The sequence below is a fragment of the Aeromonas sp. 160P genome (assembly GCF_055193095.1).
Window position 1 is genome coordinate 2,059,011 of record NZ_JBUXKV010000001.1, and the last position, 16,471, is coordinate 2,075,481.

Below are 16,471 nucleotides of genomic sequence, written 5' to 3' on the forward strand. Positions count from 1 at the left end.
TTGGCCTTGGCAACCTTGTAAATTATCTGTGCTGAAAATGTTTGCTTGAAAAAGCAACCGACTGCTCAATCCTTGTCCGAACAGATTGATTTATTGAAAAAAGTGGCAAATGCGGCATTGCGCTCGGCGGCAAAATGCATATAGTAAGAGCCCTGACGCGGGTGTAGTTCAATGGTAGAACGGTAGCTTCCCAAGCTGCATACGTGGGTTCGATTCCCATCACCCGCTCCAACAATTTCAGATGCCAGGCGGGCATCGTATAATGGCTATTACCTCAGCCTTCCAAGCTGATGATGCGGGTTCGATTCCCGCTGCCCGCTCCAGCTTCAAAACAAACAGCCCACTCCTGCGAGTGGGCTTTTTGTTTTTCATCTTGTTCACCGTTTGACGCAACGCTCGCCGTTTCTCTGCGGTATCTCTGCATTAAGGGAAACCGCAGAGACAGAAAAGGCGCCGAGGGCGCCTTTTCAGATCAACCGCGTAGCGAGAGCTTATTCCTGCTCCAGCTCACCACAGAAACGGTAGCCTTCGCCGTGGATGGTGGCGATGATCTCCGGGGTGTCATTGACGCTTTCGAAGTGCTTGCGAATGCGACGGATGGTCACATCGACAGTACGGTCATGGGGCTTGAGCTCACGGCCGGTCATCTTTTTGAGCAGTTCGGCACGGGTCTGAATCTGGCCCGGGTTTTCGCAGAAGTGCAGCATGGCGCGGAACTCGGAGCGCGGCAGCTTGAACATGTCGCCAGTCGGGCTGACCAGTGCGCGGCTGTTGATATCCAGTGCCCAGCTGTTGAACAGGTAACGCTCAACCAGCTTCTTCTCTTCGCCACCGGCTGCCACGTTCATGGTGCGGCTCAGTAGGTTACGGGCACGGATGGTCAGCTCGCGGGGGTTGAACGGCTTGGTGATGTAATCATCCGCGCCGATCTCCAAGCCCAGAATTTTATCCACTTCGTTGTCGCGACCGGTCAGGAACATCAGAGCGATGTTGTCGTTTTCACGCAGCTCACGAGCCAGCAACAGGCCATTCTTGCCTGGCAGGTTGATGTCCATGATCACCAGATTGATGGTGTGGGAGGTGAGAGCTTGATGCATCTCATCGCCATTATTGGCTTCAAGAACCGCGTAGCCTTCTGCTTCGAAGATGCTTTTCAGGGTATTACGTGTGACCAGTTCGTCTTCGACGATCAGAATGTGTGGTGTTTGCATGAGTATTCCCAGATTCTTATCAGTTAATTATCTTAAATTTAACACTCTTTGGCGTTTCAAACCGATTTCCTGACGGATCCTGAAAATTTATTACGTCATCCTGGGTATGCGTGTCAGGTCGGAATATCGCGAATTAGGCATTGGTACCGGCAAGTATCCCTGTGCCACTTATAGGTTCTCGACAACTCTGGTCGAGCAGAACCTGGAAAGGTCATCCATTACGAAAGTGGCCGCATTTTATCAGTTAACAGGAGCATAACAACACTCTTTGCTGTCAGATAGCAACTTTTTAACTCTGTTTTGATATAGGTCAAACCCTGGCATAGCGGCATCATACTTGGCCTGAACCCAGTTTTCGCCTATATGAAATGTAATGGAATGTAACATGTGATTGACATGATTTTGTGGGAAAACTACAAGAAAATCTGCTTTATCGCGCCATTTGAGACACCATGCTGGCCTGGGTTTGCCATCATCACCGCCTGGAACCCTGCCAGTCAGCAGATCGGTGAGCGGCGCAATCGACGGCGGGAACGGGCACTGTGGCGTCTGTTGACGTTGGAACTGCAGGTGCCTGTGGCGGGTCCGTTTTGGGGATCTGACCCGAGCGAACGTTGGCAGGAGTCATCGCTGGCAGTGGCGCTATCCCTGCTGCAAGCCCGTCAGGTTGCGGCCCGCTTTGGCCAGCATGCCATCTATTGGGTTGAGGATGGCCAGCTCTGGTTGGTACCAGTATTGACTGATAAATCAACTGTTTGTCTGGGTTACATTGAATCTCATTGGATTGCCAGAAAAGCCATCTGATGAAAGAATGAACACCTTCATGTATCTGAAAGGAATCTAATCATGCTGGATCTCTTGCCCGACCTCTGTGATCAGCACGGCGACCTGCTGCAAGTGGCCGACCCGGTGTTTCAGGATTTTGGTGGAAAGGCCATCTTCTATGGTCGCGCCGTGACCCTCTCCTGTTACGAAGATAACAGTCTGGTACGGGAACTGGTGGCCCGACCCGGCCAGGGCAAGGTGATGGTGATCGACGGCGGCGGCTCGCTGCGTCGGGCGTTGCTTGGCGATCAACTGGCCATCAAAGCGGTGGAGCAGGGGTGGGAAGGGATCCTGATCCACGGCGCGGCGCGGGATGTCGGTACTCTGGCAACCCTGGCGCTCGGGGTCAAGGCGTTGGCTGCTTGTCCAGTCAAGACCGAGAAGCGGGGGCTGGGTGAGTTAGGGACCGTGGTCAGCTTTGCCGGGGTGACTATCCACGAAGGTGATTACGTCTATGCGGATCGCAACGGCGTGGTGGTGAGCGCCACACCGCTGCTGTGATCATCAGAAGTTGAAACCGACTCCGAGACTCAATGCTTGATCCGCGGTGAAGGCACTGACGCCATAGTTGGCGGTGAGGGAGAGTCTTGGGGTCAGCAGCAGGCTCGAATTGAGCTCCAGCAGGGTGCTGCCCTGCGTAAGGTCGAGATGCTTGATCTGGCTGCCGACATTGAGCTCGGGTGATAGCTGGTAACGTACCCCTGAGCTCATATTGAAACCCGATTGGCGATTTTGGTCCGCCACCGCTGGCCCCGCTTCCATAAAGAGGGTCACATCATCCACCACCGGATATTGATAGCCGCTATTGACCAGCCAGAGATCAAAACTGTCGCTGCGATGGCTATGGCCGTTGAGCAGCACCCCCGAGTAACTTTTGACATAAAGAGACGGGTTGGATTGTGGCTGAACCACTGCCCAGTCGGCGGCCTGTACGGCCATGCTGGCGCAGGATGCAAGCAGTGTGATGATGAGCTGTTTGACCATTCTTTTCCCCTCCCTGGGTCCGGAACTGAGCCTAAGCATGGCACATGCCAGTTGGGAGTAAAGTGAAGCTTGATCACAATTAAATCCTTTAGCATGGTCGCTGACCATGATAAACAGGCTGCCGTATTGATGGCTCCATTTATTAAGAGGTGAATCCATGAACAAGAAACTGACTCTGCTGGCCGCGCTGGCTCTGGGAGGCTGCGCAATGGCAGCCGGTTCCAACATGGCTCAACTGCAAGCATCCAGCTGGCAGCTGCAAGGCGCCACCGGCGATACCTTCACCCTGCAAGTTGCCGATGGCAAAGTGGCGGGCAAGGGCGGCTGCAACCGCTATTTTGGCGGTATCACCCAGCAGGGTGACGGTGTCTTGACGCTGGGCGCCATGGGGGCAACCCGCATGATGTGCATCGGTGATGATATGAACAAAGAGATGGATTATCTGCAAAAGCTGGAGAAGGTGGCGACCTACTCCATCAACGGTAACCAGCTGACCCTGAGCGATGCCAACAAGGCAGCCCTGCTCACCTTCAACGCCATGCCTGCCACCAAGTAACCGCATACCGTATTTGATGACCCTCACTGGTCATACGTTCAGAGCCACCCGTCGGGTGGCTCTGTTTTTATGGCCAGATTTTCGCTCTGCCCGGATGGGTTAGCGGTGTAAAACCACTCGCTTGCTCAGGTTGTCGCCACCGTCTCATCGGGTGAGGTGATGGCGGCGGGTAGTTTATCGATCCGCACCGCCGCGACCTTGAACTCGGGGATCTTGGCGTGGGGATCGGTGGCATTGATGGTGAGCCGGTTGGCCGGGGCTTCGGCAAAGTGGAACGGGATAAAGACCACCCCCGCTTGCATCCGCTTGGTGACGAAGGCAGGCAGTTCGATATGGCCACGGCGGCTGGTGACCTTCACCCGCTCGCTGTTGCTGATCCCCATCCGCTGCGCATCGACCACGCTCATCATTACCCGTGGCCCGGCCAGATTATCGAGGCCCTTGGTCTTGCGGGTCATGGTGCCGGTGTGGAACTGCTCCAGCAGGCGGCCAGTGGTGAGCACTATGGGATAGGTCTCGTCGGGTAGCTCGGCGGCATAGCGGAACGGTGTGGCGACCATTTCCCCCTTGCCACGGGTGAACTGCTTGCCGTGGAGCAGCCGAGTGCCTTCGGGGGCCGCGTCGTTGCAGGGCCACTGCAATCCTTCCGGCCCCACCTTGTCCCACTGGATGCCAGCGTATTGCGGGGTGACCTGGCAGATCTCGGCGGTGATCTCCTGGGGGTTTTGATAGCGCCAGTCCCCGCCCATGGCGTTGGCGATCTGCTGGATGATCCACCAATCCTCCCGCGCTTCCCCCGGCGCCTTGAGGGCGGGGGAGATGCGCTGCACCCGCCGCTCGGTGTTGGTGAAGTGGCCGCTCTTCTCGGCAAAGGAGCAGGAGGGGAGCACCACATCGGCCAGCTGGGCGGTTTCGGAGAGGAAGATATCCTGCACCACCAGAAACTCCAGCTGCTTGAGCCCCTCGATGACGTGATGCTGATCCGGATCGCTCAGCACCGGGTTTTCTCCCATCACATAGAGCCCCTTGATGCTGCCTGCGCAGGCGGCATCGATAGTCTCGGTGAGGGTGAGGCCGGGCGTGCGCGGCAACTCCGGCTGCTGCCAGGCGGCTGCGAAGCGGGCATGTACCTCGGGGTTAGCCACCTTCTGATAGCCGGGCAGGCAGTTGGGCAGCGCCCCCATGTCACAGGCACCCTGCACGTTAGACTGACCCCGCAGCGGGTTGATGCCGCCTCCTTCGATGCCGATGTTGCCGCACAGCAGTTGCAGGTTGGCGATGGCGCGCACGTTGTCGTGGCCGGTAGTGTGCTGGGTGATCCCCATGGAGTAGTAGATGGCGGTGCGTTCGGCGGTGCCGATGAGGCGCGCAAGCTCGATCACCTGCTCGGCCGGTACGCCGGTGACGAGGGCCACCTTGTCCGGTGCATAGGCGGGGGAGAGCACCTCGGCTTGCAGCGCCTCGAACCCCTCCACCCGTGCGGCGATGTAGGCCTTGTCGTGCCAGCCGTGCTGGATGATCTGTTGCATCAGGCCGTTGAGTAGCATCACGTCGGTGCCGGGGCGATGGGCCAGATAGAGGCTGGCATGGTCGGCCATCTCGATCCGCTTCGGATCGGCTACCACCAGCTGCGCCTTGCCCGTGGTGACCGCACGCTTGATATGGGAGCCGATGATGGGGTGGGCCGCCGAGGTGTCAGAGCCGATGATGAAGATGAGATCCGAGTGGTCAATGCTCGGGATGTCGTTGGTCATGGCGCCGCTGCCGAGCGATGCTTCCAGCCCGGTGACGGTGGAGGCGTGGCAGAGCCGCGCGCAGTGATCCACGTTGTTGGTGCCCAGCTCCCGGCGCATGAACTTCTGGAACAGGTAGTTCTCTTCGTTGGTGGTTTTGGCCGACGAGAAACCCGCCAGTGAATCGCTACCATAGCGCTGGCGCAGGGTGGTGAAGCGCTCGGCCACCAGCGCGATGGCCTCTTGCCAGCTGGCGGGTACCAGCTCGCCATCTTTGCGGATGAGCGGGGTGGTGAGGCGCTCATCGCTCTGGATAAAGTCAAAGCCGAAGCGCCCCTTGACGCAGAGCAGTCCCTGATTGACCGGCGAATTGCGATTCCCCTCTACATAGCGGATGCGGTTGTGCGCCTCATCGACATAGAGGGTGACGCCGCAGCCAACTCCGCAGTAGGTGCAGATGGTATTGACCGGCGTGAGCAGCTCGGTGCGCCCCTGCGACTTGTCGCGGGCATCCACCAGGGCGCCGGTGGGGCAGACCTGTACGCAGGCGCCGCACTGCACGCAGTGGGAGTCGCCCATCGCCAGCCCTGTATCGAACTGCGGGCGGCTTGAGAGGGTGCCATCGCTGTGCTTGGCAAAGCGCAGCACTCCCTGCACCGCTTGCTCACCACAGGTCTGCACGCACTGGCCACAGCCGATGCAGCGGTTGGCATCAAAGACGATAAATTCGCTGCTGTTATCCACTGCAAACTTCTGGCACTGGCGGGTATCGAGGGCGCTTTGATCGACCTTGTATTCGGTGGCGTAGTCGCGCAGCGCGCAATCGGTGTTGGCCTGACAGCCGCACTCGAGGCAGCGGCTGGCCTCGCTGCGGGCATCGCTGTCACTCAAACCGCGCTCCACCTCGGCAAAGCTTCCCTCCCGTTCGTCATTCGCCAGATGAGGCATGATGCTGCGGGCGACCTGCTTGAGGTGGGCAAACTGGGCGGGATCGACCTGCTTGAGTGTGGGGGCCTTGCAGGCGTTGAAGGGGCGCACCGGATCGACCATGTCGCCATGGAGGAACTGATCGATGGCCAGCGCCGCCTTGCGGCCATCGGCGACTGCCTCGATGGCGGTGGCGGGGCCGCGGCGCAGATCGCCGATGGCGAACAGGTTGCCGTGGCCGCTGTGCATGGTCTCGGGGTGGGATTCCAACGTCTGCCAGCGGGTGAAGGGGAGGCTGAGGGACTCCCCTTCCATAAAGCTGAGATCCGGCTGCTGCGACACAGCCGCAATCACGGTATCGAACTCCTCGACGAGGTACTCGCCGGTGGGTTCGGGACGGCGGCGACCGGAGGCGTCCGGCTCACCGAGGGCCATTTTCTCGAGGCGTATCTGACTGACGCGACCACGGCTATCCGGCAGGTTTTCCACCGGATTGGTCAGCATCATGAAGCGCACACCTTCTTGCTCAGCCTCGTCAATTTCATACGCTTCGGCAGGCATCTCGGCACGGGTGCGACGATAGATGAGGGTGGTTTTCGCCCCCAGCCGCACCGCCGTGCGGGCACAGTCGATGGCGGTATTGCCACCCCCGATCACCGCAACCTTGTTGCCGGTAGTGAGCCGCTTGGCCAGCATCTGATCTTTGAGGTAATCGACCCCGAGATAGCAACCAGCCAGGGTGCTGCCCGGGTAATCCATCGGCACCGCCTTGGAGGCGCCGACCGCCAGACAGACCGCATCATAGTCGCGGCACAGCGCCGAGAGGGTGAGCTGGTGGCCCAGTCGCTGCTTGGTGTGGATCCGCATGCCACTCTGGCACATCAAGGCGATCTCCTGATCGAGGATCGCCTTGGGCAGCCGGTACTCGGGAATGCCGTAGCGCAGCCAGCCACCCGCTTCGGGCATCGCCTCGAACAGGTCGACCTCGAACCCTTCGTAACCCAGATAGTAACCACAAGTGAGGCCGCCTGGGCCGCTGCCGATAATGGCAACCCGCTTGCCCTTGGCGGGCTTCTTGGCCGGTTGATAGGGGGCTGCATCGGTCAGATCGAGATCGGCGGCGTGGCGCTTGAGCTGGCGAATAGCCAGTGGCTCATCTACCAGGGCGCGGCGGCACTCTGCCTCGCAAAATGCAGGGCAGACCCGGCCGATGGAGAGGGGCATCGGCAGGGTCTGCTTGATGACGGCCATCGCCGCCTGGTGATCCCCCATGGCGATGTGATGCAGATAGGATTGAATGTCTACCCCGGCCGGGCAGGCGCGTTGGCAGGGGGCCTCGCAATCGGCGTAGTGATCCGAGAGGATGCGGCCGAGTGCCTGCTGGCGGTGCGCGCGCAGGGCATCGCTCTGGGTTGCGATCACCATCCCTGCCTCGGGGCGGGTCTCGCAGGCGCGCCGCATGCCAACGTCAGTGATCTCCACCACGCAGAGATCGCAGGGCGTCTTGGGGGCGCTGGTGTTGTCACCGCACAGGGAGGGGATATCGATCTGGTGCTGTTTGGCTATCTGGAGCAGGGTTCTGGTCGGGTCAACCGTCAACTGAGCCCCATCGAGGGTGATGGTGATCATGGCGTCATAAACTCGCTTTCAAGGCGCAGAAAATGCTGCATCTGGCGGAGCCAGCAGGGGAAGCGACAGGGAGGCCGCTTGCTATACGCTCACCATAGCAAAGGTCATTTACAACTTTATTTGATTTTGGACAGGTTATTGCTCTAAACAAGAAAACGATTTCAGAATGATGATGACGACCGGAGTTAGATGGACAAATGAGAGGTTTCGTTGTTTTTCGCCACTAGATAAGCCGTTTATTACTGTGCATGTCAGATTTGAGTTGGTTGTAACAGGGGCCAGAGTTCCATCAGGAACAGGTTGTATTGGTCCTATTTTTTCAACTTTTTTTGAAGGTGGTAGATAGTGCAACCGCTCAGGTTATGCCACATGACCGGCGGTCGTGACCGGATCCAGTGGCTGGAGTCAGTGGTCGGAAATATCGCCGCAAGTGATAGCCGCGGCTGGGCGGGAACAACAGCAGCTCAATAATAAGCAACCACCTCTTGCAAGGTGGCTGTGCTATCGGGGCATATCAGGGCTTTAACCGCCAGCTCCAATGGGCGTTCAATCGCTCACCGGGTGGGCTGTCGGCTCAGTGCGAGATCAGCGTCGGTAATCTGGCTTGCCAAATCTGATGCCAGTCTTGCAGCTCACGGCGTGGCATCGGGCGGGCACTGAAAAATCCCTGGCAGACATCGCAGCCCAGCTTGGCCAGCAGTTGCCAGGTCTGTACATCTTCAACCCCTTCGGCAACCGATTTGAGCCCCAGCTTGCGAGCCAGCTCGATACTGGACTCGATAATGGCCAGGCGTGAAGGATCGGCATAGCAGCGATCGACAAACGAACGATCCAGTTTCAGCTCGGTAAAGGGCAGCAGTCTCAACTGTTGCATCGAGGAGTAGCCGGTACCGAAGTCGTCGATAGAGAGGCCAAAGCCGTGCATCCGCAGTCGGGTGAGCGCTTCCAGTGCCTTGCCAAGATCCTGCACAAACGAGCTTTCGGTCACTTCCAGAGTGATCAGTTCAGGGTTGACGCCCAAGCGCTGGCACTGGTTGATCAGGCTGTGGCAGAGATCGCCCTCGATCAGCGAGGTGCTTGACAGGTTCATCGACAGATTGAGGGAGAGGCCAGTCTGTTCCCACAGGTGACAATCCTGCAGCGACTTGTTGATGATGACCTCAGTCAGCTGGTCGATAAGACCGTTATTTTCGGCCAGGGGAATAAACACGTTGGGTGAAATAAGGCCATGTTGCGGATGCTGCCAGCGGGCCAGCGCCTCCATCCCGACCCATTGGCCAGAGGCAAAGGCGACCTTGGGTTGGTACCAGGGCAACAGCTGGTCATTGTCGAGGGCGCGCTGCAACTCATCCACCGTGAGGGTGGGGCCATCCTCCTTGCCAGCAGGGGCTGCGACCGGTGACCAGGCACTGATCAATTGTTGCAACTGTTGTGAGCTCGACGGCTTGTCGATGCGGCCCAGCACATGAAGGCCATAGGCGGCGCTCATGCGCAGCACCGCATCGACCACATCATCTTCCAGCGCACTGGAGAGGATGATCCCGCCTTGAAAGCCCCCCAACGAGAGGCGGCGCAGGAGCGCCATGCCATCCATGCCGGGCATCCGCAGGTCGCACAGCACAATGTCGATGCTGTGATTCTGGCACTGGGTCAGCGCCTCGATGCCGTCCCCCGCCTCCAGCAGGTGTTGATAACCGAGCGCCCGGATCTGGTGCATCAGAGTCTTGCGCTGAAACGCATGGTCTTCCACGACCATGATGACCAGCTCATTTGCTGCTTTATTCATGGAGCCACAATCCCATGTTATGTTCAACGTCGTTCATCAATTCGCTTACCCCTTGCCCCAAATGTTCAAGCTCATTGAGTTGTTTCAGACGCGCCGCAGATTCAAGCTTGGCCGCCTGTTCTGCCAACAGTACTTCACCAACCATTCTGGCTGCCCCCTTGATGCGGTGGGCGACCTCCACTAATTCTTCGCTATCACCAGCGGCGATCGCATGCTCCATATCTTGGCAATCTTTGCGATTAGAGGCGATGTACTCACCGGCCATGCTTTTGGCGGTCTCGAGATCGCCAAACAGCCCTTGCCAGCGTTCGCCTAATGTGGACGCAGTATCAGCCGCTGACAAGCGGGTTGCCGCTGCAGGTGCCGCAGGCAACCAGCGGGTTAACATCTGGCGCAGCGACTCCAGCGAGTAGGGTTTGAACAGCATGCCATTCATGCCCGCGGCCTCCATACGAGCAGAGGCTTCTTCCGAGGTGTCGGCGGTGACCCCGATGATCGGGGCCTCTACCCCTTGTGCCCGCAAGGTTTGGGTCAGAGTGTAACCATCCAGCTTGGGCATATGACAGTCGGTGAGCAGTAGCGCGAAGTGCTCATTTTGCCAGGCATGCAACGCTTTTTCGCCATCTTCCACCACGTGGCAATCTACCCCCAAAATAGCCAGCTGGCGGGTCAACAGGGCACGATTGACCAGATGATCGTCTGCTACCAGCACCCGGCCCCCCAGTTTTTCGATGCTGGCTATCCCGTGGGTGACTGCGCGCTCGGTCGTCAATTCGCGACAGCTCTCGAGCAAGAGGTCAGGATAGAGGGGGGAGTGACCCAGGCGCCACCAATGTTCGGAGCCCATCCGTGCCCGCAGCGCTTCGCGAGGCGAGATCACCACCCCTTTGAGTGAACTGCTTTGCAACAAGGTGTGCCAGTCACTCCCCAGCGCGGTTTCAAGGGCGCACTCTTCAGCCAGTAGCAAGCCGCTCAGACCCTCTGTCAGCTGCTGTGCATCCAGTGGCATTAATGTGGCACCCAGCCTAGCCATGGTGGCCTGCAAGCCAGGGTCATCACCTACAAACCACCATTCGCTGCCCGCGAGGGCTAGCGGTTCCCACTGACCATTCACCAGTGGGAGCGTGAAACTGAAACAGGAGCCTTCACCGGCCTGACTGCTAACCGCTAGGGTACCGCCCATTTTTTTAACTAGCTGTTCACAGATGGTCAGACCGAGACCGGTACCGCCAAAGCGGCGGGTGATATCGGACTCCACCTGTTCAAACGGGGTGAAGAGCAGCCCGAGTTTCTCTGTGGCGATGCCGATCCCGGTATCAGTGACGGCGATCACCAACTGCTGTTCGACGTAACTGGCCCGGATAGTAACAGAGCCTCGCTCGGTGAATTTCACCGCATTATTGAGCAGGTTGGAGATGACCTGGCCGACTCTGATCGGGTCGATATCTGCCAGATCTGGCAGGGCATCATCCCAGTGGATCGCCACTTTCAACCCTTTGCCATAGGCCAGGGTGGCGTGGCCTCGGATCACATCGCAAACGACCGATTGCAGACGGCAAGATTGGGGATTGAGGTTGAGCTGACCCGCTTCAATTTTGGAAAAATCGAGGATGTCGTTGACCAGATAAAGCAGGTTATTGGCCGAGCTCTCCACATTGCGCAGCAGATAGCGCTGATCATCATTGAGCTCGCTCATGCGCAGTAGCTCCAGCATGCCATGCATACCCGAGATGGGGGTTCTCAGCTCATGGCTCATGGTCGCCAAAAAGCGGCTACGGGCCTGCATCGCATGCTCGGCATTGGCGCGGGCTTTACGCAGTTCGTGCTCTTGCTGCTTGAGGGCGGTGATATCTTGCACCACCCCGTTCAGCAACAGTGCGCCACTCTCTTGTTGTACAAAGTTGCCACGTATCTGCAAATTACGCTCGCCTTGCAGGGCTGGTACTATGACTTCCAGCTCCAGCGGAGCAAGGGTGCGGGCATGGGTGGCCACCTTCTCGGCAAATACCGTCTGGGCCTCATCGTCCAGACCGAAGATGGCGCCACCGGACTCTGACGCCAGCAAGGTCTGCTGGGGGATGCCCAGAATGTCACTCGCCCCTTGCGATAGGTATAAAAAGCGCCCCTTGCCAACTCCTTGCCACAGATATTGGTAGACCACCCCGGGCATGCTGTCGGTGATATCCCGCAGCCGGGCTTCCACTTCACGCACTTTGTCTTCGGCCGCAGTCAGGGCGCTGATATCGGTTAATACCGTTAATACCCCCTGAATCGTGCCATCTGATGCGCGGTAAGGCTGTTTGATATAGACAACATTAAGGGGATCTTTATCTGGTCGCCGTGTTTGGCCGGTGCCTTCAAACATCTCTCCGGTGTCCCAAACCCGCTGCTCGTCGCGCAGCATCTGCTCCCGCTCGGGAGGGGTCATGTGACCCCAGCCATCGCCAGTGGGATCCGCCCCGATAAACAGCGACCGATAGGCCTGATTACACAGGGTTAGCTGGTGCTGTCTATCCCGCAAGGCCACCATATTGGGCAGGGAGTCGAGTAAGGTCTGCACAAACAACAATTGCTGGTTGAGTTTTTCCTCGGCCCGCTGGCGTTGCGCAATCTCGCGCTGCAGGGCACGAGTCCACGCCCAAAACAGGGCAAACAGCAGGGTCGCAGCTGTGCCAACCATGACGAACCAGAGCAGCACGGTTTGGGCATTGATCCCGGTTTGTACGCTCATCGACAGCCAGCGTTTTTCCAGTTTGTCGAGCTCCTCCGGTGGTATTGAATAGAGCACCTTGGTCAGGATCTGCTGCAGCATGGGGTCTGTTCGAGTTGCCATGGCCAGTGGGAGGCGCAAATCCTTCCCGGTGTAGACGACCTCGTAGCGCTCACTCACCCGTTGGTCCATCGATGGCAGGGGCAGCATGACATAATCTGCATCGCCGTTATCCAGCAGCTCCAGCAACCGGCCGTCACTGTGTACTTCGACGACATGTGCTCCAACCGTCGTCAATAGTGCTTTGTCTACCGACCCCAGTACCATGCCGACTCGCTTGCCCTGTAACGACGAAATGGTGGCGAGGTCGGTGCTGCCTTTGGGGCCAATGACCACCCGATCGATAAACAGATATCCGGGGGTAAACAGCGAAAAATGATTGCGTTCACGAGTTGGGGCTATCGCAGGAATAAAATCAATCTGTTGTAATTTCAGCAGATTTTGGGTTTCACTCCAGTTATTCGTGCGTACCAGAGAGAACTCCAGCCCGGAATATTGATGCATCAACTCCATCAGGTCGGCCACAAACCCAACCATTTGCCCCCAATAATTGAACTCGCTCATTGATGCCCAGTGAGGGGAGACACCGTAGGTGAGGATGGGATGTTGACTGAGCCACTGCCGCTCCTCGGCACTCAGTTGCAGTGATTTACTCTCCCCGGAGCTGGTATTCAGGTTTGTGGTGGTTACCTTCAGCATGAAACGGCGATCCTCAACCGGTATCTGGTTAAACGCCTTGCTGACCAGGCTAACCAGAGCCGCATGTTGCTGATTCATATTGATAGCCAGTGACGTGGGGGCAACCCACGTTGGCATGGCTAGGGTAAATCCGGTGTTGGGGTGTTGCTCTTGCAGCATCAGCAACGACGGCATATCAGCCATATAGGCATCAGCCAGCCGCTGCTTGATCATAAAGGCCGCCTCACTATCACTGTCCGCCTCGACCACCCGCTTCATGCCCAATTTTTTCAATTCATTGCATGAGCTGACGCCAGCGACACAGACCCAGCGCAAGGTGTTGGCGTCCTGCTGAGACAGCACAGTTTTGCCATTAGCTAGCAATACCCCCCGTGGCGTGGTGAGTAAAAAGGGGATGGAAACAAGATTGTCCCGCCATTGTTCACCAGGCTGATAGTTGATCAGCATGTGAACGTCACTGTGCTGCAGGCCTGTCAAGGCCTTGGCGTAGGAGGCGTAGCTCTTGTAGCGCAGGGTCAAGCCAAGCTTTCTGGCGATCTGTTGCGCCATCTCGGGGACCGGACCGGAAAACCGCTGTTCTGCATCCTTATAGCTGTAGGGAGGATCTCCCATCATCGGCATCCCGATGATCAGCTCCTTGTTAGAAGAGAGCCAAGCGCGTTCAGCAAAATCCAGTTCATCTTCATTCAAAGATGTATGGGCGTGCGCACCCATGCAGCAGAGCAGTAGCAGGAGAAACAGGAATAGGCGATTACATTGGCGGAGCATCAGAAGGAATCCAACAAAATTGGGCGCGTATTGTAAGCGCTTTAAATTGCAGCGGCCAACATCAATTTACTCAATATGGATCCGCGACATACCGACGTGCAGGTGTGAGCCGGGGCCCCAGGATTGCAATGTGATCATAAGGCCTTTGTACCCCACAGTGCGATGGTGCGTCCGGTGTTTTTTTCTGCCAAAGGTCATGCCAGGGAGATGCGGGTAATCCGGTGCTTCTCTATCCGGTAGCAAGGGGTTCTATTGGTGTTGTGATTGCTCAAGTTTGCTCAATATGCGCGACATGATGCCATTGTGGCGACTTGCCTGGGCGCAGGGTGATAGACCACTCTCCGTTCCGGTCGTTATAACTCCAGCTCGATAATGGGGAGTTCCCACCGCTCACTGCGACATTGTTCCTGGTAGGCGTCGTCTGTCTATCAGCCTCTTGTGCCAGCGCATTTAACTCCTTGAGGGAGAGATCCTGCGGGCCCTTGAGATTGAGCTCACGCTCAGCCAGGATGGCGCCCAGATGACGCAGTTTTTCATCCCGGGTCAGCTCAAGGTCAAAGGAAAGGATCTTGTCATCCTCAAACAGGGCCACGACATCAGTCGAGTTCATTAATAGCCATCTCCATCTGGCGTTGACCTCTCATGGCGATAATAAGTGCCAAAAGATCAGTGAGTTGGCCGAATATTACCCGAAATGTTGAATGGTGGCATCATTCAGAGCCCTCTGGTTGCAGTTCTTTTGGCGGACATCCGGTTTTGGTAAATGCCTCTGCCCCCTTAATCGTTCATGTTTGGAAAGTGTCGTCCTTATCATGGCCAACCCACTGATCTTGTGAGACTATTTCCCTTCCTTCGCCGATCGGAACGCATTGTGTCCCTCGACTACTACCAGCGCCACGCCACCGAGTTGGCTACCCGTTACCAGCAGGTGTCTGCGCGCGCCGTTCACGGTGACTGGCTCACTCTGCTGGAGCCTTGGCTCGTGGCGGCGCCGCGCAGTTTGCTCGATGTGGGGGCTGGCAGTGGTCGGGATGCTGCGTTTTTAGCCGGGCTCCATCAGGGCCACAGTGTGGTCGCTGTCGAGCCCTGTCAGGCACTCGCTCTACGGGGGCAATGTCATACCCGTGAGGCTGCGGTGGCGTGGGTCAATGACGCTATGCCTGATCTCTCTCGCGTGACGGGTACTTTTGATCTGATTTTGCTCAGTGCTGTCTGGATGCATCTACCACCGGAGTCTCGCCCCTTGGCTCTGGCACGTCTTCATGAGCTGCTTTCACCAGATGGTTATCTGGTGCTGAGTCTTCGTCTGGTTATCTCGGAGCTGGAGATGCGGGAGCGGGCCATGTATCCGGTGGCTGCCGATGAAGTGGAGCGGCTTGCATTGGGGGAGGGGATGATACTGCTCCATGTGTCAGAACCACAGACGGATGTCTTGGCGCGTAGCGGGTTGCGTTGGCAGAGTCTGATCCTTGGGGGCGAGCATGCACGCCTCCCCTGAGCAGCAACTCGCCTTTATTGCTTATTTGCAACGCATCTTTACCGAGGGAGATTTTGTTGCCACTTACAAGTGCGCCTTGCTGCACGGGATTGCAGATATCGCAATTGAGCGCAGCAGCGAGACCCATGATCTGACTGCGGCGCGCACCATTACGCTGGACGAACTGGCCACCAAGTTTGTGGAGCTCTATTGGCAGCACAGTCTGCCCTACTCGGCGACGGGAGAAACGGCTACCTTGCTCAAGCAGAGCAGCGGTCGTCAGGCCATCATGCTGACGGAGTTGTCCAGGCTGCGTGAAGAGGGTGTCCGTTCGGTGACTGCACTGCGTCGTCACGATGCCTGGCGGCCTCTCCTTGCCCGAGTTCGGCGCATCCTTATTGAGGGTCCTTTGTGGCGTCTGCAGATCCTGGGTGGGCGAGAGGAGTGCCACCTCTATCCGCACCAAAGGGGCGCGGATCATATCTGCCTTAACCCCGGCATTCTCTACAGTCTTCACCGCTTTCATGATCTGGTGGTCTCCCTCTCCCGACAGCATTGGCTGCAGCTTATCTGCGACGTCAAGGGGAATCAGCCACTGATTGGCCCAAGTGTGGGGCTGGAGAATTTTCTCTTTGGTTCAAGCCGTCAGGCGCTGGGGCGGGTAGGGGATGTATTGAGGGACTTGCAGGGGGGAACCTGTTTTTACTGTAACAGGGCGATACACGGGAGTGGTGAGGTAGACCATTTCATCCCCTGGCGTCGTTATCCAATCGATTTGGGCCATAACTTCGTATTGGCACACGCCAACTGTAACCGGAGCAAGCGGGATTTTCTCGCCGCTCCCGAGCACAGGGATGCCTGGTACGAGCAGAATATCCTGACTCACGGGGTGTACCTTACTGGCGAGCTGGCCCCTTGGTGAGCGTTGATGCCGAGCGCTCTACCTCCATCGCCACTTGGGCCTATCAGCAAGCCGCCCGTGAGCATGCCCGGCTGTGGTGTGGTATTGACCAGTTTGTGGATGTAACAGCCCCTAGTGTGAAGATTCCCCTGCGCTTTTTATGAGACGTTGAGGCTTTCAAGCTCGATAAAAAAGGGCCAACTCT

Annotated in this window: 11 protein-coding genes and 2 tRNA genes; 7 read left to right on the forward strand and 6 right to left on the reverse strand. The window is 57.6% G+C overall.

All coding sequences use genetic code 11. The features are described from left to right. The first annotated feature begins 157 nt into the window (after positions 1 to 157). Together ACY8FN_RS09730 and ACY8FN_RS09735 are read left to right on the forward strand one after the other, a co-directional pair. Positions 158 to 231: transfer RNA gene (locus ACY8FN_RS09730), tRNA-Gly, on the forward strand. A 17-nt stretch (positions 232 to 248) separates the two neighbouring features. Continuing rightward, positions 249 to 323 (forward strand) — tRNA-Gly (locus tag ACY8FN_RS09735). 168 nt (positions 324 to 491) lie between these two features. Here the strand turns inward: ACY8FN_RS09735 and arcA are convergent. Next, positions 492 to 1,211: a two-component system response regulator ArcA gene (arcA, locus tag ACY8FN_RS09740; RefSeq protein ID WP_042020749.1), complete on the reverse strand. Its 720-nt coding sequence runs from the start codon at positions 1,209 to 1,211 to the stop codon at positions 492 to 494. Between the two features lie 396 nt (positions 1,212 to 1,607). On the opposite strand from arcA, the gene ACY8FN_RS09745 reads away from it, so the two are divergent. Together ACY8FN_RS09745 and ACY8FN_RS09750 are read left to right on the forward strand one after the other, a co-directional pair. Continuing rightward, positions 1,608 to 2,015, forward strand: a complete 408-nt coding sequence (locus tag ACY8FN_RS09745) for a DUF3293 domain-containing protein (protein WP_463101153.1) — start codon at positions 1,608 to 1,610, stop codon at positions 2,013 to 2,015. Between the two features lie 42 nt (positions 2,016 to 2,057). Continuing rightward, positions 2,058 to 2,537: a putative 4-hydroxy-4-methyl-2-oxoglutarate aldolase gene (locus ACY8FN_RS09750; protein ID WP_463099871.1), complete on the forward strand. Its 480-nt coding sequence runs from the start codon at positions 2,058 to 2,060 to the stop codon at positions 2,535 to 2,537. Between the two features lie 3 nt (positions 2,538 to 2,540). Here the strand turns inward: ACY8FN_RS09750 and ACY8FN_RS09755 are convergent, their stop codons facing one another. Beyond that, positions 2,541 to 3,020, reverse strand: a complete 480-nt coding sequence (locus ACY8FN_RS09755) for a hypothetical protein (RefSeq protein WP_463099872.1) — start codon at positions 3,018 to 3,020, stop codon at positions 2,541 to 2,543. Positions 3,021 to 3,177: 157 nt separating this feature from the next. On the opposite strand from ACY8FN_RS09755, the gene ACY8FN_RS09760 reads away from it, so the two are divergent. Next, a complete protein-coding gene (locus ACY8FN_RS09760; protein WP_463099873.1) occupies positions 3,178 to 3,576 on the forward strand; it encodes an META domain-containing protein in 399 nt (132 codons plus the stop codon). Positions 3,577 to 3,701: 125 nt separating this feature from the next. Here ACY8FN_RS09760 and fdhF read toward each other — a convergent pair whose 3' ends face one another. The 4 genes from fdhF to ACY8FN_RS09780 all read right to left on the reverse strand — a co-directional run bounded on the left by fdhF (position 3,702) and on the right by ACY8FN_RS09780 (position 14,498). Further along, a complete protein-coding gene (gene fdhF / locus ACY8FN_RS09765; protein ID WP_463099874.1) occupies positions 3,702 to 7,865 on the reverse strand; it encodes a formate dehydrogenase subunit alpha in 4,164 nt (1,387 codons plus the stop codon). A 574-nt stretch (positions 7,866 to 8,439) separates the two neighbouring features. Next, entirely contained in the window at positions 8,440 to 9,651 is a 1,212-nt protein-coding gene (locus ACY8FN_RS09770; RefSeq protein WP_101325321.1) for an EAL domain-containing response regulator, read from the reverse strand. Further along, complete coding sequence (locus ACY8FN_RS09775; protein ID WP_463099875.1) at positions 9,644 to 13,888, reverse strand: ATP-binding protein; 4,245 nt, start codon at positions 13,886 to 13,888, stop codon at positions 9,644 to 9,646. The genes ACY8FN_RS09770 and ACY8FN_RS09775 overlap by 8 nt, the downstream gene beginning before the upstream one ends. Before the next feature lie 268 nt (positions 13,889 to 14,156). Further along, positions 14,157 to 14,498, reverse strand: a complete 342-nt coding sequence (locus ACY8FN_RS09780) for a hypothetical protein (protein WP_463099876.1) — start codon at positions 14,496 to 14,498, stop codon at positions 14,157 to 14,159. Between the two features lie 261 nt (positions 14,499 to 14,759). Here ACY8FN_RS09780 and ACY8FN_RS09785 point away from each other — a divergent pair, with 261 nt between their 5' ends. Together ACY8FN_RS09785 and ACY8FN_RS09790 are read left to right on the forward strand one after the other, a co-directional pair. Next, the gene (locus tag ACY8FN_RS09785; protein WP_463099877.1) at positions 14,760 to 15,386 is read left to right on the forward strand and encodes a class I SAM-dependent methyltransferase; all 627 of its coding nucleotides are present in this window, start codon (positions 14,760 to 14,762) and stop codon (positions 15,384 to 15,386) included. Continuing rightward, a complete protein-coding gene (locus ACY8FN_RS09790; protein WP_463099878.1) occupies positions 15,370 to 16,287 on the forward strand; it encodes an HNH endonuclease in 918 nt (305 codons plus the stop codon). Before ACY8FN_RS09785 ends, ACY8FN_RS09790 begins: the two co-directional genes overlap by 17 nt. Positions 16,288 to 16,471 lie beyond the last annotated feature (184 nt).

What these genes read in the sequence shown, in the direction of transcription:
- ACY8FN_RS09790 (WP_463099878.1), top strand. Translation starts at nt 15,370, where the DNA reads ATGCACGCCTCCCCTGAGCAGCAACTCGCCTTTATTGCTTATTTGCAA.
- ACY8FN_RS09750 (WP_463099871.1), top strand. Translation starts at nt 2,058, where the DNA reads ATGCTGGATCTCTTGCCCGACCTCTGTGATCAGCACGGCGACCTGCTG.
- ACY8FN_RS09745 (WP_463101153.1), top strand. Translation starts at nt 1,608, where the DNA reads ATGATTTTGTGGGAAAACTACAAGAAAATCTGCTTTATCGCGCCATTT.
- arcA (WP_042020749.1), bottom strand. Translation starts at nt 1,211, where the DNA reads ATGCAAACACCACACATTCTGATCGTCGAAGACGAACTGGTCACACGT.
- ACY8FN_RS09755 (WP_463099872.1), bottom strand. Translation starts at nt 3,020, where the DNA reads ATGGTCAAACAGCTCATCATCACACTGCTTGCATCCTGCGCCAGCATG.
- ACY8FN_RS09760 (WP_463099873.1), top strand. Translation starts at nt 3,178, where the DNA reads ATGAACAAGAAACTGACTCTGCTGGCCGCGCTGGCTCTGGGAGGCTGC.
- fdhF (WP_463099874.1), bottom strand. Translation starts at nt 7,865, where the DNA reads ATGATCACCATCACCCTCGATGGGGCTCAGTTGACGGTTGACCCGACC.
- ACY8FN_RS09780 (WP_463099876.1), bottom strand. Translation starts at nt 14,498, where the DNA reads ATGAACTCGACTGATGTCGTGGCCCTGTTTGAGGATGACAAGATCCTT.
- ACY8FN_RS09775 (WP_463099875.1), bottom strand. Translation starts at nt 13,888, where the DNA reads ATGCTCCGCCAATGTAATCGCCTATTCCTGTTTCTCCTGCTACTGCTC.
- ACY8FN_RS09770 (WP_101325321.1), bottom strand. Translation starts at nt 9,651, where the DNA reads ATGAATAAAGCAGCAAATGAGCTGGTCATCATGGTCGTGGAAGACCAT.